Here is a 15,375-nt window from a genome sequence, read left to right as displayed (position 1 = left end):
GCTCCCCTATCTATTATTCATTCATTTATAGGGGTATGGACGTGATCAAGTTCTCTGCAATAACTTCAGCTTTTATTTTGGCGGGTATACCGTCAGCTTTTGCAAGCTCGCTCGAGCCGCAAACTACCGAAGCCATCGAACGCCTAGAAATTCGTGGTGAACAACAAAGCGGTTACCTTGCAAGCGAGCAACAATCTGCGTCAAAGCTGGATATTAACGTGAAGGAAACACCGCAAACAGTGACCGTGATCACGCAAGAGAAAATCCGCGATTTTGCCCTCAATGACATCAACAAAATTCTCGAAACTTCCGCCACCATTAATGTTGAACAAGTTGAAACTGATCGAATTTATTACACGTCGCGTGGTTTTGAAGTGAATAACTTCCAGGTGGACGGTTTAGGTTTGCCGCTGATTAACAGTAATACTCATGGCCGCATCGATTCAGCGATCTATGAGCGAGTCGAGGTTGTGCATGGCGCAAACGGTATCATGACTGGCGTTGGTAGCCCTTCCGCAACCGTTAATCTGGTGCGCAAGCGACCGACTTCCGAATCTCAAAATAGTATTTCAGTAACGCTAAGTTCTTGGTCAGGGAAACGTATTGAAGGCGACTTTTCTGGTGCATTAACGGACTCGTTAAGAGGTCGTTTGGTTGTCGTGAATGATAATAGTGAATCGTATCTTGATCGCTACGAAAATAGCTCACAGGTTGTCTATGGTGTGATTGATTATGCGCCTACCAGCGACACGCTGATCACCGTTGGTCATAGCGAGCATCGCAGTGATACCGATGGCAATATGTGGGGTGCAGTGACGTTACATTATGGTGATGGAACACCAACGGATTTTGATCGCTCGGTAAATATTGCTGCCGATTGGTCGAACTGGACCGTGCAAGAAAGCCGCAGTTTTATTGATATCGAGTCCGCATTGAATGATTCATGGACGTTGCGTGTCGCTTACAACCGAGTGCGAACCGATGAAGATAGTTTCTTGTTTTATACCTATCTGCCAGACCCTTCAGTGGGGTTAGACCCGGAGACTGGATTGGGTCTATTAGGCTATGGTAGCGAGTATGATTTGGATGACCAACAAGACACCGTCGATGCCTATGTGTCAGGCCATTTTGAACTCGGTGGTTTAGAGCACGAAGTTGTTTTGGGCGCAAACTATGCTCGTTTAGATTATATCGATACGTCGTTGTATGACTTTCACACTGGAAACGGTTTCCCAGCAATGCCTGCGTTGGAAGATTGGGACGGTAACACGCCATTTCCTGAATTCACTGATGGCTTAGCAGGTAGTGAAATTGATAACACCCAAAAAGCTATTTATGCGCAAGCGCGCTTCAGTTTAAGTATCGACACAAAATTACTGCTAGGCGGTCGCTATAACGAATTCAAAACCGACGGCATTGGTTATGGTGTTGATCAATCACGCGATGATGCTGAATTTATTCCGTACTTTGGTTTAACTCATAACGTCAACGACGCGACAACAGTTTATGCGTCGTATACCGAAACGTTCCAAGCACAAAACTTGCGCGACCGTGAATTTAATCGACTACCACCATTGACAGGTGAAACTGCCGAAATTGGTATTAAAACCGAATTATTTAATGGTGGCGCCTTGTTGTCAGCCGCTTATTTTGACGTGACGCAGAAGAATCTAGCCGTTGGCGACGGCACCGTGACAAATCCAAACACTAATGCACCGGAAACTGTTTATCGCGCAGCCGATGGCGTTACCAGCAACGGCTTTGAAGTAGAACTTTCGGGTGAACTCGCGCCGGGTCTGCAAGGCAGTATTGCGGCAAGCGTGTTTGAACTTGATGGTGATACAACCGTTGAAGATTACACCCCTGAAAATTTATTCCGTGGGGCGCTCACTTATCGTCCAATGTTCGCTGAAAATTGGAAGTTTGGCGTGAGCTATCAGTGGCAGGACACAATCTCGCGTGTACAAGGTACCGTTGGTGAAAGCTATGCCAACGCAGGCGAAACGATTGTGACCACTCAGGACGCTTACGGACGCTTGAATTTGATGGCCAGCTACCAAGTTAACGAGAAGCTGTTGGTGTCATTGAATGCGAATAATGTGACCGATGAAAAATATATCAACAGCCTACTGTGGGCCACACAAGGCTACTATGGCGCACCTCGCAACTATTCAGCGACATTAAGCTACTCGTTTTAAAGGTTTAACCAACAATGCGAAAGACTCTCCATAAATGGCATGGTTGGGCGGGGATCATTTGTATGATCCCCTTTCTTCTTATTTGTTTAACCGGCAGCATTTTAGTTTTCAAAAAAGAAATTGATGCACTCCTGCTACCGTCTGTTGCAACGTTGCCTGCCACCGAACAACCGCGGTTGCCGTTGACTGAATTAACGGCCAAGGTAAACGCACAGTTACCGGGCTATGAATTTGGAAGTTGGGAAGTTTTCCCGGCTGGCCATGATGAAGCCGACCGTATCTTTGTGATTAAGCGCGGCACCGATGAATGGCACAAAGCTCATTTAAATCCATACACGGGTGAACTGTTGAGTCAGCCGAAAGCAACCGGCCACTACTTGACCGATTGGCTGGTTGAGTTTCACTACACGCTGATGCTCAACGACCTGAAGCACTTGCCCGAACACCTAGGTTTAATTATTGGGCTTATTCTGTCGGTATTTTTATTGTTCATGGGTGTGTCAGGGCTCATTATGTATCGGCGCTTTTGGGCGCGTTTGTTCACGTTACGTTGGAATCAGCGTCTACTTGCGGTGTTCAGCGATGTGCACAAAATGGTTGGAACGCTCGCCTCGCCAGTACTGTTGGTGTTAGCGATTACGGGAGGCTACTACAATATTCTGATTTTCTATGAAGAGTGGACGGAGCATGCCGATGGGGCCGAGCATCATGTGATGACCGAACGCCTTTATCATACAAATTTGAATATTGACGCGTTAGTAGCGGATAGTCAGCTACGTATCGACGGCTTTAAGCCAACGTACTTACTCTTCCCGTATGAGCCGGAATTACCGTTTACGGTATTTGGACGCGCGCCAACCGCGAACCCGCTTTTGAGTAATTATGGCAGCGTGAGCAATTATGATCCGCAAACGGGTGAGTACCTGAGCACGTACAACCTGAATGAGCAAGGTGTTGGCGCGAAAACGCTTGATAGCTTTCGCCGATTGCATTTTGGTACTTTCGGCGGCTTAACGGTAAAAATTATCTGGAGTATCGTCGGCGTTACACCGTTACTGTTGGCAATAACAGGTACCTACGTGTGGTGGCAACGCCGGAAAAAACGCGCACGCAGAAAGACATAAAACCACAAAAACAAGCGCTTGCGTTGTTACTCAAGTTGTTTCATTGTGTGTTCTATTCAGGCGTTAGAACACACAGGAACCCACCATGAAAATTTACGAAACCGCAACCGCACCAAATCCGCGTCGCGTGCGCATGTTTTTGGCCGAAAAAGGTTTACTCGAACACGTTGAATTCATTCAAGTTGATATCGCCAAAGGTGAGAATTTAACACCTGAATTTGTCGCCATGAATCCGATGAAAAAGGTACCGGTTGCGGTACTCGATGATGGCACCAGTTTGGCCGAGACCATGGCAATTTGCCGCTATGTCGAAGAAGCACATCCAGAAACGCCGAAGTTACTTGGCGACACACCAAAACAAAAGGCGTTAATTGAGCAGTGGGCTCGCTGGGTTGATTTTTATTTAATGACGCCAGTTGGCATGTGCTTTCAACACACCTCAGGTTACTTCAAAGACCGCATGAATTGCTTCCCAGATTATGGACAAGATTGTTACGGAGCGGCTGAGAAGTTTTTAGAATTCCTCAACGAACATCTCAAAACCAATACCTATTTGCTCGGTGATGAATTCACTGCGGCGGATATCAACGCGTTTGCAACGGTTGCTTTTGCGCGAGTTGTAAAATTGCGTATTAAAGAGGAACAGACCTATTTACAAGCTTGGTTCGACCGAATTAACTCACGCGCGTCGGCAAAGGTGTAATTTGCTGCAACAAGCTCCGAAAAGCTCGCCGCAACAACCCATTAGCGTTGCGATTGTCGGCACTGGATTTGGCGGACAAAGTGCGGCGATTCATTTATTGAAAGAAGGCCAGAATAACTTTGTGATGCTTGAGCGTCGCCCATTTATGGGCGGTACATGGTGTCAAAATAGTTACCCTGGCGCACAAGTTGATGTGCAGTCGCCGCTTTACTCGTTGGCATCTGAACCGCAAGCTTGGTCACAAATGTTTGCTGAGCAAGCAGAGCTTGAAGCATACACTAATCGCATCATTGATAAATATCGGTTACGCGAGAAGACGGTTCTCAATTTTAATGTTGCGCGCGTTGCTTGGTTAAACGAGATGCAGTGTTGGCGGGTTGAAGCTGAAGCCGGTGACGTTATTTATGCGCGCTATGTCATCAGTGCACAAGGGCCACTCAGTAACCCAGTCATTCCTAACTTTCCGGGGCGTGAGCGCTTTCAGGGTAAGAGCTTTCATACCAATCATTGGGACCACAGTTACGATTACAGAGGTAAGCGGGTCGCCGTTATCGGTAGCGGCGCAAGCGCCGCTCAGGTAATCCCGGCGATAGCTGATAAGGTCGCGCAGTTGCATGTATTTCAGCGCACGCCACATTGGGTCTTACCCCGCCCCGATCGAACATTTTCACCTTGGGTACGTAAGCTGCTTGGTAATAAGGTAATTTATCATGCGTTACGTAAAACCATTTATTGGGCACTGGAATGGCGAGTATTTGCGTTCAAATATGCCCATGGGCTTATGAAATTTTTTGCGCAACGGCCGGCACTAAAGCATTTGCGTTCACAGGTATCCGATGAACAGCTACGACGTAAATTGACACCTGACTACACCATCGGTTGTAAGCGCATCATTGTGTCCAACACGCTGTATCCTGCGCTCAGCAGAAGCAATGTCACGTTACATGATAAAGATGATGGCATTGCCGAAATTACCGAAACTGGCATCGTCACGGCACAAGGGAATCAGGTTGAGCTTGATTTAATTGTTTATTCAACAGGGTTTGATGCGACAGACGGCGCTGTTGGCTACGAGATAATCGGCCGAGATGACACGACTCTGCGCGAATTTTGGCATGAATATCCGCGCGCTTATTTAGGCACAACCTTACCAAAATTTCCGAATTTGTTTTTAGTGACTGGCCCGAATACCGGCATTGGCCATACATCTGCAATTTTCGTGATTGAGTCGCAGATGCAATACATAATGCGGGCGTTAAAGTTCGCCGATAAACAGGGTGGCGTGATTGAAGTTTCCGAGCAAGCGGAAGCTGACTATACCGCCATGATTCATCGTGAAATGCGTAAAACTGTTTGGCATAGTGGTGGCTGCAATAGCTGGTACAAAAGCAAAAGTGGTCATGTGATTGCGATGTATCCTGGGTTTAGTTTTGTGTATCGTCTTATGGCGCGACGTTTTAAACCACAACATCACTGTTTACCACCAAGTAGCATGCAGGAGTCATCGTGAAAAAGTTTCTGGTTACGCTTCTCGTATTGGGTTTCGCCGCATGGCTGGCTTCATTACACCCGCGCGTTGGGCTGGCGTTTTATGATGCAGTTGGTGCCGCAGAGGCCAAGTTATATGGTTTTGAGAAGTCTTTTGTGCGCATTGATGACATGGAAATGGCGATATATGAACGCAATGCGCACAATGCTGATGAAACGCTGATTTTATTACACGGCTACACGGCATCGAAAGAGTTGTGGCTGCGATTTGCAAACCAACTAAACAAGCGCTATCACGTAATTATTCCTGACTTAGCAGGGCATGGCGAAACCGGATATTTCAGTGGCTGGTCGTATCGAGCGTCTGCGCAGGCGGATCGAATTGCGCAGTTGATGAATACGCTGAATGTTGAACAAGCAACCATTATTGGTAATTCGATGGGAGGGCTGATTGCGGCTAATTTTGCCATTATGTATCCGCTCAAAACGCACAAAATTGTCGTGTTTAATCCGGCTGGTGTTACGCCACCTGAACCGACTGAAACTGAACAGATGTTTAGTCGTGGTGAGTCATTGTTCGAAATCGACTCCACGGCTGAGTTCTTTGAGTTTTATGACCGTACCATGGCGCAGCCACCGTTTGTGCCGCAATTTGTATTACGGGGCATGGCAGAGCGTTATCGCGAGCGCAAAGCAAACTATGCACATATTGCACAAGACTTTCGTTTCCATGATCAGTTGGATAATCGATTAGGACTCATTCGCGTCCCGACGCTGATTATTTGGGGGGACCAAGATCGGATACTGAGTCCATCAGCTGCACCTTTATGGCATCAAGGTATTCGTCAAAGTGAGTTAACGATTTTCAATGGTATCGGCCATATGCCGATGGTTGAAGTGCCGCAACAAGCGGCACAACGTGTCACCGAATTTTTAGAGCATTAGTTGCTGGCGCGTGTGGCGTTCCAGTTCACTGCTTGCCAGCGCCCGTCACGTTGAATGAAGACGCCGCTGTTGAGAAAGGTCTCGCGGGAATAACCAGCGTGATTATCGGTATTACTGACTAAAGTGAAATTAATCACCGCTGTCTCACCATAAAATGCGATTTGAATATCTTCCGCAGTATAGTAGTTCGTCAATGGCTCCTCGGTGATCTCGCCACCACTGCGAACGCCATCCATCAATTCACTTTTACCAAAACGTTTACCGCTTGAACTCGTATAAACGAGTTCATCTGCCCAGAATGCGTCATGAACAGATGCGCTGTTGATGCTCGCTCCCTCCATGAACCAATGTAAAGTTTTGGTAATTTCTTGTTGCTTGGATTCCTGCGCAATCACAGGAAAACAAAGGGCTAGCATAATTACGGTCAAAAGTTGTCGCATGGCATTCTCCAGCATCTGTACTACATTAGGGTGATGTATTAAATTCAATAAAAATATGTATAAAAATTGTTTAGTCAACGAGAGAGCGCGGCAGTGAAGCAGGTTCCATTTCATCCAGAAGAACTGGATTTATTTTTCAAACAGTTATGGAAAAAGTCGTTAAATCCGTTTTGGATCTGCAAACCTATTGCCAACGACTTTGAGATGATTCTTGCAAATCCTGCTGCGCTCGCACTGGACCCTCGCCAAAAGCCAGGAACTAAATTCTCTGAGCTTGTTGCGTCGGGCAAGTATCCCGATGGCATTCTTGATGGTTACCATAAATGCTTGGCTGACAAGATGCCATTGGAATTTGAACAGACACCGGTCATCAATGGCAAAGAGTATTTATTTCGCACGTTTTTAGTGCCTATTGTTGATGCCGAAGACGAGGTGACACATATTTGGGGTACCTCACATAATCTAACCGATTTTATTGACCCCCAGCGCGAACTATTGATGATTAATCAATACCTCGACGCCAAAGTTCAAGAACGCACTGCACAGTTAAACGACGCCATGCGGCGATTGGAAAAGTTAACGATTACCGATGAACTCACGCAACTGGCAAATCGACGTTATTTCGATGATGCACTGAAACGAGAAATTGAACGTGCGAAACGAAATAATCAGCCGTTGGCTTTAATCTATTTTGATATCGATTATTTCAAGACGTTCAATGATACCTACGGGCACACCGCCGGAGATAAGTGCTTGAAGCGCGTTGCGCAAGTCTTGTCGCGGCATGCACAGCGCGCGGCTGATGTCGTTGCTCGTTACGGTGGCGAAGAATTCGTGATGTTATTACCGAATTTAACCTGTAAACAAGCCCTACAGGTTGCTGAACGGGTTCGAACCGCAGTCACCGATTTAGCGATACCGAATGCCGATACGGTTGCAGGCATTGTCACCATTAGTGCCGGTGTAGCCGTTATCAAAGAATCCAGCGCCAGCGCCGATACGCTATTAAAACTGGCAGACAATGCCTTGTATCAGAGCAAATCGAAAGGTCGTAACTGTAGTCTTATTGCTGATTAGTGAGCTGCAGCACAGCATCGCGTTCCGCTTTACTGAACGGCACTACGCTTAAACGACTCCCTTTTTTTACCAGTGAATTTTCGGCTAACTCGGGTAATGTTTTCAGCTTATCGAGTGAGATGATTTGCGAGAATTTCCGCACAAATTGTAAATCCACCGCATCCCAACGGGGCTTTTCTTTCGTTGCTTTGCTATCGAAGTAGGGTGATTCAGTATCAAATTGGCTAGGGTCAGCGTATGCCGAGCGAGTGACTCGCACAATGCCCGCAATGCCAATGTGGGCGCAGCTTGAATGATAGATAAAAACCTCATCACCAATGTGCATGTTTCGCATAAAATTACGTGCTTGGTAATTACGTACACCATCCCAACGAATCACCTCGCTTGGCTGGTTGGCAAAATCGTCGATACTGCACTCATTCGGTTCGGTTTTCATCAGCCAATACTGCATATTTATTTGCCTTTATAAGAAATGACACCATTGTCTGTTAGCATACTAAAATGTTTCACCAAGAAGTAGATACAGGAGCTGTTGTGGCTGTACTTTCTGTCTTAGATTTAGCACCGATTACCGAAGGCAGTAACGCGCGAGAATCGTTACTCAACTCTGCCGATCTGGCCCAGCATTGCGAGGCTTGGGGGTATCATCGATATTGGATGGCTGAACATCACAATATGACCGGTATTGCCAGCGCGGCAACAGCTGTAGCGCTTGCCTATATTGGTGCGCAGACGAAATCCATTCGGATTGGGGCTGGCGGTATCATGTTGCCAAACCATGCGCCGCTGATTGCCGCTGAGCAATTTGGTACTTTAGCGGCTTTATATCCAGAGCGCGTTGATCTTGGGCTTGGGCGAGCACCTGGCACCGATGGTGCGACGCTACGTGCTTTGCGCCGTAGCTATGATAGCGCCGATAACTTTCCGGCAGACGTCCAAGAATTACTCGGATACTTGGCCGACCCACAACCTGGACAAAAAATTAAAGCGGTGCCAGGTTCAGGTTCTAAGGTACCAGTTTGGTTATTAGGCTCAAGCTTGTTTGGTGCCCAGTTAGCTGCGCAACTGGGTTTGCCCTATGCGTTTGCATCTCATTTTGCGCCTGATTACTTGCACGTGGCAATCGAGGCCTACATCAACAACTTTAAGCCATCAGCTTATCTCGCTGTGCCTTATGTTGCGGCGGCGGTAAATGTATTTGCGGCCGATTCCGAAGTAGAAGCAAAACGCCTTAAGAGTTCCATGCAATTGCAATTTATGGCATTACGGCAAGGGAATCCGGGCCCATTACCCGCACCTATCGATAATATTGAAGATAAAGTTGACCCTATGGCATTAGCCGCTGCTAATCATGCGCTGAAGTATTCTGCGACGGGCACAGCTGAGCAGGTTCACCAATATTTACGCGATTTCAAAAAAGCGACCGGTGTGAATGAACTAATTTTGACCTGTCATGCGTATGATCATAGTGCGCGGTTACGAAGTTTTGAAATTGCTAAAGATTGCCGCTTCGATTAATCGCCAAAAAGGGTAAACCATGAATCAACCACAGCAACAATTGATGCGTAGTACATCACTTGGGGGGGCCATTTTACTCGGGCTCGGTTCAATTATTGGTACTGGTGCGTTTGTAAGTATTGGTTTCGGCGTTGAATTGGCCGGCTCATGGATAATCTGGGCATTGCTGATTGCCGCCGTCGTTGCAACGTTTAATGGTTTATCTAGCGCGCAACTGGCTGCAATTCACCCCGTTAGTGGCGGAACTTATGAGTATGGTTATCAGTTTTTAAATCGGCAACTTGGTTTTACCGCGGGCTGGCTGTTTGTGCTCGCGAAAAGTGCCAGTGCTGCAACGGCGGCATTAGCGGTTGGTGTTGCGCTACAAAACTGGCTTGCCGGCCCTAGTTGGTTGGTGCAAGTGATTGCTGGTATAACCTTACTGATATTCACACTGTTGGTATTAGGCGGGCTGCGCCGTTCGAATCGTGCCAATGCTATATTAGTTGCGCTAGCAATTGGTGCGTTGCTGGTATTCGTGGCGGTAAGCGCCAACAGGCCGATGCCTGAGGTGGGGATTGCAGACGAGCCAACTTGGCGAAGCCTTCTGGCGAGCGCTGGTTTATTATTTGTGGCGTACACCGGCTACGGACGCATTGCGACCATGGGTGAGGAAGTTCAAAACCCGCGCCATGTGATACCTCGCGCTATTCTCGCCACCGTAGTTGTTGTCACGCTGTTGTATGCGTTGATTGGTTGGGGAATTTTACATTACTTGCCGCTTACCAGCAGTGGCGATTTCGTATTATCAAATTTACTGCCATCTGGTGTATGGCGACAACTGGTAGCCGTTGGTGCCGTGATAGCCATGTGTGGCGTCATTTTGAATCTTATTTTAGGAGTTTCGCGGGTGGTGTTAGCGATGGCGCGCCGCGGTGACTTACCGAAACAATGGTCGCAGTTGAATCAGCAACGCACGTCTGCACCAACAGCGGTATGGGTCACGTTTATTGTGATGTTACTGGTTGTGATCAGCGGCGATTTGAAGATAGCTTGGTCGTTTAGTGCGTTTACCGTTTTAGTGTATTACAGCATTACCAACTTGGCTGCATTAAGAGTCAAAGCTGAGGAGCGCTTCGTGCCACGTTGGATTTCTGTTTTAGGATTAATAAGTTGTTTGTCGTTAGCGGCATTTATTGAGTTGCAAATATTGTATGTTGGGCTCATATTGATAGGTGTCGGTCTTATTTGGCATGCCTTTCGCGCAAGTCACCGCTCGGATTAGCATCACAGCATTAAGGAAATAATTGGGTGGAGCATTATTCAGGCGGAATTATTATAGGGCTGGCGCTAGTGCTTTTCGTTGCGCTATTTTTTGCCTTATTTTTTTGGCGCCGCGCCCGCAACCAAACAAAACATCTGCAAGCCTTTATCGACGCTGAATACGACACGTTAAGCTCGCTCGCACAAGACCATCCATTAGCCGACAAGCTCGCCGATATTTGCGAGCTGGTAGAAACTCAAATTCCAGACTGTTTTGCATCCGTGATGATGGTGAACACGCAAAGAACAGCACTTGATGCCGTTGCGGTAAAATCACTTCCACCTGAATTCACCAAAGCCCTTCAGAATTTGCCAATAGCTGAAGGCGTTGGTGCCTGCGGTACGGCTGCTGCGTTAAAACAACCTGTTGTGGTTGAAGATATGTTAATTGATCCGCGCTTTGAAGTTTTCTTGGCGCTGATTGACCAATACAAATTACGCGCAGCTTGGTCATTTCCGGTATTTTCACCAACAGATAGACGCTTATTGGGTACGTTTGCGTTGTATTCGACTCAGGCGCGAATCCCAGATGCAGAAGAAGCGCGTTTAATTGAACGTAGTCGCGATCTTATTTCACTGGTGATTGCGCAGCATCAAGATCGGATTGATCGGCTGCGCAGCGAACAGCAAACAGCATCATTGTTTGAGCACAACCCAGAAGCCGTATTTACACTTAATCTCGATGGCTTTTTTACCAGCCTCAATAAAGCTGGTGAGAAACTCCTTGAACTCCCAGTGGAACAAGTTATTGGACGGCATTACGAAACAAACCTAGTCGAAGAAGACCATGCCCTTATGCGTCGGCATTTCGAAGCTGCCAAAGAAGGTGAGCCACAGCACTACCAAGTGAGAATTTTAAACAGTCGGGGCGTTTTAAAGAAACTGGAATTAACGAATATCCCGATGATTGTTGATGGCAAAATCACGGGTGTTCACGGTATCGCGAAAGACATTACGCAACAAAGTGAATACGAAGAGCGTCTACAAATATTCAATCGCAGTGTGGAAGCGAGTACGAATGGTGTTGTGATCAGTGATGCTCGTCGTCCAGGCTTTCCAATTATTTATATTAATCCGGCATTTAGTGATATCAGCGGTTATCAACCCGAAGAAATAATCGGACGCAATTGCCGTATTTTACAGGGCGCAGATACTGACCCGAACACCGTGCGAGAAATTTCGGCAGCGCTGCGAGAACAACGTGAAATTCGCTGCGTGATTCGCAATTATCGTAAAGACGGTAAACCGTTTTGGAACGAGTTAATCATTTCGCCGGTGCGGGATGTTAATCATGAAGTGAGTCACTTTGTTGGCTTACAAAACGATATTTCTGAGCGCGTTGAACGCGAAGCTGAGTTGGCATATAACGCCGAGCATGATGTGTTAACGGGCTTACCGAATCGCACTGCGTTAGAGCGATTTTTACAACGTTCGGTGGCAAATAATAGCGCGCGAGTATATGTCCTATTTATCGACTTAGATGGCTTCAAGCCAGTGAACGATAGCCTTGGTCATGAGTGCGGTGACCATATACTCGTGCAAACGGCAAAACGTTTGAGCAGTGTGATGCCGAAGCATGACTTACTCGCACGTTTTGGTGGCGATGAATTCGTCGCTGTTATTCAAAGTGCGCAAACGGATGAGAGTGTGATTCCAATTGCCCGTAAAATATTGGAAACCTTTGACGCACCATTTGCTTATGATGATGCTGAAGTCAGTTTATCCGCGGCTATCGGTATCGCAAGTAGCGAAATAGCGGTGAAGAATCCAAATGAGCTCATTCAACATGCTGATGTTGCCATGTACGAAGCCAAGCGCCGTGGTAGTGGCACTTATCAGTGGTTTTCACCTGACTTGGATCTTGATACGCAGCAGCAAATTACCTTGCGAGCACAACTCCAAGAAGCCATTCAAAAAGCTCAATTTGAAGTGTTCTATCAACCCATAGTCTCGCGTAGCGGCGGAATTGTTGGCGTTGAAGCCTTGGTTCGTTGGGCGCACCCTGAGCGCGGTTATATTTCGCCTGCTGATTTTATTCCACTGGCCGAGCGTACTGGACAAATCGTTGCGATTGGTAATTGGGTACTTGAACAAGCCTGCAAAGACTTGGCGACATTGCGTGAATCCGGTGTTGCTCAAGTCAGTGTGAATTTTTCGCCGATGCAGTTTTACCGTGATGATTTCATTGAGACCGTTGCCGGTTTGATAAAGAAATACGCGATTAAGCCAAATCAATTGGTCGCGGAAATTACTGAGAACGTGTTGCTACGAGACTCGGCAGGGGCGCTGCGCATGATGGCTGAATTACGCGAACTGGGTCTTGAGATAGCTCTTGATGACTTTGGCACCGGGTTCGCCAGCTTAAGCTACTTGAATGTGATTCCCGCTCAAAAATTGAAAATCGACCGTTGCTTCGTGCAGGACATCGATAGCAACTCGCGTAATGCAGCAATTACCCGCGGTATGTTAACCATGGCCGCTGAGCTTGGTATTGAAGTAGTTGGCGAGGGTGTCGAAACCGAAGCAGAGCGCGATTATCTCACGCGCTATGCCTGCGACTTCATGCAAGGTTATCTATTCTGTAAACCGTTGCCGCTGAGCGATTTATTAACGTGGCTAGACCACAAATAAATTGCGGTACATACGTTCAGCATAATCATCAGTCATACCGGCAACGTAATCACACAGTATGCGATCGGCTGCTTGCTGCCCTTGTTCCGCCGATGCCTTTTGCCACCGTTCACGCGTATTGCGCGGTAATAAGCGCAGCGGCTCGGTGTGCAGCGCAGTGAACAAATCAAGCAACATATTCTGACTACGATACCGTAACTGTTGAATCGATGGCTCGTTAATGACGTGTTCAAACACCACATCTTTTAGACTTTTCAGCAAGTAAGCTTCGGCATCAGGTAGCGTCGCATTATATCGAATCAATGGTTCATTAGCTTCGGGCAGAACCTCTTCTAGCCGAACCTTGGTGACAAAAATATTCACCAATGAGCCAATGGCATTCTTGCGTTGGTGATGTTCGCGGGCGAACAGCTGCTCGCCGAGCTCTTGCATCAGCTGTGCTAGCTCAGTTGGCAATTGGTCAATCACTTTATCGACATGCGCATGCCATTGGCTCTCGCTAAGCGTACCGGTTACCACGGCATCTTCTAAATCGTGAACGCCATAAGCAATATCGTCGGCCAACTCCATGAGAGACGCATCCAGAGCCTTATGTTTGGATTTTTGCCACGGTGCTTCAGCGAGTTTATCGACCGCTTGAAACAATTCACGGTCAGCAGTAGACAGTGGCTCAAGCACCCAATCGAGTAGATCAGAATCACAGGCGAAGAGCGCTTTTGCCGGCTTCCATTTTGCTAAGCTGCCTGGGTGTGAAATATTTTTCGGCGCCTCAAGTGCTGGCATCAACACCGGATACTTTAATAAACCCAACAGTGAACGGCGAGTTAAGTCCATTCCGTGTTCAGGATGATAGGCCTCTAGTTTACCGACAATTCGAAACGTTTGGCCGTTGCCTTCAAAGCCACCAGAGCCCAGCATTTTAAAGTGCAATGCGGCTTCGCCACCGTGGCCAAATGGCGGATGGCCAATGTCGTGCGCTAGGCACAACGTTTCCATCAGATTTAAGTCAGGCAGATACTGTGCTTCGTGCTCGGCACAAACTTGCTGGAGCTGATTGATCAGCGAAGCACCAATTTGCGCTGCCTCTAGGCTATGAGTGAGTCGGGTTCGATAAAAGTCGTTTTCACCGACGTTCATGATTTGAGTTTTCGATTGTAATCGTCGGAATGCTGCAGAGTGCAACACGCGCGCACGATCCCGTTGCCATGGTGTGCGTAAATCGCCCGGTCTATTTGATGGGCCGCCCGAGCGGCGTTGCTGCCAATGCGAGGTCATGCGTTGCTATCCTTAGTTGCTACTTGAGGTTTCTTAAAAATTACCACATCACGTGGGTAAATAGTCAGCTCTAAGCCAAACTTTGTGGCTAAATATGCAAAAGTTTGTTCATGAAAAAAGCTGATGTGCGTTGGGTCATTACGATAACCCCAGCCGGGGAATCGGTCGGTTGACGTCCAGCGCTGTGTCATGACGCCTAGTAATCCGCCAGTCTTAAGGCAATTAAGCAACTGTTGGAACACCTCGAGAGGTTTCGCGACATGCTCGATGACTTCACTGCACACGACAAAATCGTAAGTGACGGCTAACCGCTCCGGCACGTTATCGTAATAGATATCATATGTTTGGCAGGTTAAGCCGGCTTCGTTAAACATACAGCTTAAAGCGGGGCCGGGGCCGCTCCCAAAATCGAGGCCTGTTGCAGAGGCCGGCAAACGTTCACGCATCGGTTCAAACAGACGCCGCAAAAACTCGCGATAACGGGAATCGTTAGGGTCATTCTGGTGCAGATCGTAAATATATTTTTCTGCCGCGTTATCAAGATGAAATGCGGCCGGAACATGAATCAACTGGCATTGATGACAGCGATGATATTCACGTTGCGCAAGGGGACCTCGCTGCTGTGTATACAACAACGAGGTTGTAGAAGCGTGGCATAACGGACAGGCCGGCAT

13 protein-coding genes are annotated in these 15,375 nt (G+C 47.4%); 9 read left to right on the top strand and 4 right to left on the bottom strand.

Translation table 11 applies throughout. From position 1 onward, the window contains the following. The first annotated feature begins 41 nt into the window (after positions 1-41). The 5 genes from CWI82_RS09280 (at position 42) to CWI82_RS09260 (ending at position 6,458) form a co-directional block, all read left to right on the top strand. Positions 42-2,198 (top strand): TonB-dependent siderophore receptor, encoded by a 2,157-nt coding sequence (locus tag CWI82_RS09280; protein ID WP_233340240.1) that lies wholly within the window; start codon positions 42-44, stop codon positions 2,196-2,198. Between the two features lie 14 nt (positions 2,199-2,212). After that, the gene (locus tag CWI82_RS09275) at positions 2,213-3,322 is read left to right on the top strand and encodes a PepSY-associated TM helix domain-containing protein (RefSeq protein ID WP_130203320.1); all 1,110 of its coding nucleotides are present in this window, start codon (positions 2,213-2,215) and stop codon (positions 3,320-3,322) included. 85 nt (positions 3,323-3,407) lie between these two features. Further along, on the top strand, positions 3,408-4,025 hold the full coding sequence (locus tag CWI82_RS09270) for a glutathione S-transferase family protein (RefSeq protein WP_130203319.1): 618 nt from the start codon (positions 3,408-3,410) through the stop codon (positions 4,023-4,025). Position 4,026: 1 nt separating this feature from the next. Further along, a complete protein-coding gene (locus tag CWI82_RS09265) occupies positions 4,027-5,535 on the top strand; it encodes a flavin-containing monooxygenase (RefSeq protein ID WP_233340238.1) in 1,509 nt (502 codons plus the stop codon). Continuing rightward, positions 5,532-6,458: an alpha/beta fold hydrolase gene (locus CWI82_RS09260; RefSeq protein WP_130203318.1), complete on the top strand. Its 927-nt coding sequence runs from the start codon at positions 5,532-5,534 to the stop codon at positions 6,456-6,458. Before CWI82_RS09265 ends, CWI82_RS09260 begins: the two co-directional genes overlap by 4 nt. Here the strand turns inward: CWI82_RS09260 and CWI82_RS09255 are convergent. Further along, a complete protein-coding gene (locus tag CWI82_RS09255; protein WP_130203317.1) occupies positions 6,455-6,898 on the bottom strand; it encodes a nuclear transport factor 2 family protein in 444 nt (147 codons plus the stop codon). The two genes, CWI82_RS09260 and CWI82_RS09255, sit on opposite strands and share 4 nt — an antisense overlap. A gap of 93 nt (positions 6,899-6,991) precedes the next feature. On the opposite strand from CWI82_RS09255, the gene CWI82_RS09250 reads away from it, so the two are divergent. After that, positions 6,992-7,975 (top strand): sensor domain-containing diguanylate cyclase, encoded by a 984-nt coding sequence (locus CWI82_RS09250; protein WP_130203316.1) that lies wholly within the window; start codon positions 6,992-6,994, stop codon positions 7,973-7,975. Here the strand turns inward: CWI82_RS09250 and CWI82_RS09245 are convergent. After that, positions 7,962-8,426, bottom strand: a complete 465-nt coding sequence (locus tag CWI82_RS09245) for an EVE domain-containing protein (RefSeq protein WP_130203315.1) — start codon at positions 8,424-8,426, stop codon at positions 7,962-7,964. The two genes, CWI82_RS09250 and CWI82_RS09245, sit on opposite strands and share 14 nt — an antisense overlap. Positions 8,427-8,509: 83 nt before the next feature. On the opposite strand from CWI82_RS09245, the gene CWI82_RS09240 reads away from it, so the two are divergent. Genes CWI82_RS09240 through CWI82_RS09230 form a run of 3 tightly spaced genes read left to right on the top strand, consistent with a single transcriptional unit; the run spans position 8,510 to position 13,426 of the window. Beyond that, positions 8,510-9,493: an LLM class flavin-dependent oxidoreductase gene (locus CWI82_RS09240; RefSeq protein WP_165383913.1), complete on the top strand. Its 984-nt coding sequence runs from the start codon at positions 8,510-8,512 to the stop codon at positions 9,491-9,493. Between the two features lie 19 nt (positions 9,494-9,512). Beyond that, positions 9,513-10,757: an APC family permease gene (locus CWI82_RS09235; RefSeq protein WP_130203313.1), complete on the top strand. Its 1,245-nt coding sequence runs from the start codon at positions 9,513-9,515 to the stop codon at positions 10,755-10,757. Positions 10,758-10,783: 26 nt separating this feature from the next. Then, on the top strand, positions 10,784-13,426 hold the full coding sequence (locus CWI82_RS09230) for an EAL domain-containing protein (RefSeq protein ID WP_199286260.1): 2,643 nt from the start codon (positions 10,784-10,786) through the stop codon (positions 13,424-13,426). Here CWI82_RS09230 and CWI82_RS09225 read toward each other — a convergent pair. Continuing rightward, positions 13,412-14,701 (bottom strand): anti-phage deoxyguanosine triphosphatase, encoded by a 1,290-nt coding sequence (locus CWI82_RS09225; RefSeq protein WP_130203312.1) that lies wholly within the window; start codon positions 14,699-14,701, stop codon positions 13,412-13,414. The two genes, CWI82_RS09230 and CWI82_RS09225, sit on opposite strands and share 15 nt — an antisense overlap. Beyond that, positions 14,698-15,375: a class I SAM-dependent methyltransferase gene (locus CWI82_RS09220; RefSeq protein ID WP_130203311.1), complete on the bottom strand. Its 678-nt coding sequence runs from the start codon at positions 15,373-15,375 to the stop codon at positions 14,698-14,700. The genes CWI82_RS09225 and CWI82_RS09220 overlap by 4 nt, the downstream gene beginning before the upstream one ends.

This window comes from Pseudidiomarina tainanensis (genome assembly GCF_004214835.1).
GTDB lineage: Bacteria > Pseudomonadota > Gammaproteobacteria > Enterobacterales > Alteromonadaceae > Pseudidiomarina > Pseudidiomarina tainanensis.
The sequence above is the reverse complement of the archived record's forward strand: the minus strand, read 5'-3'. Positions and strand labels throughout refer to the sequence as shown.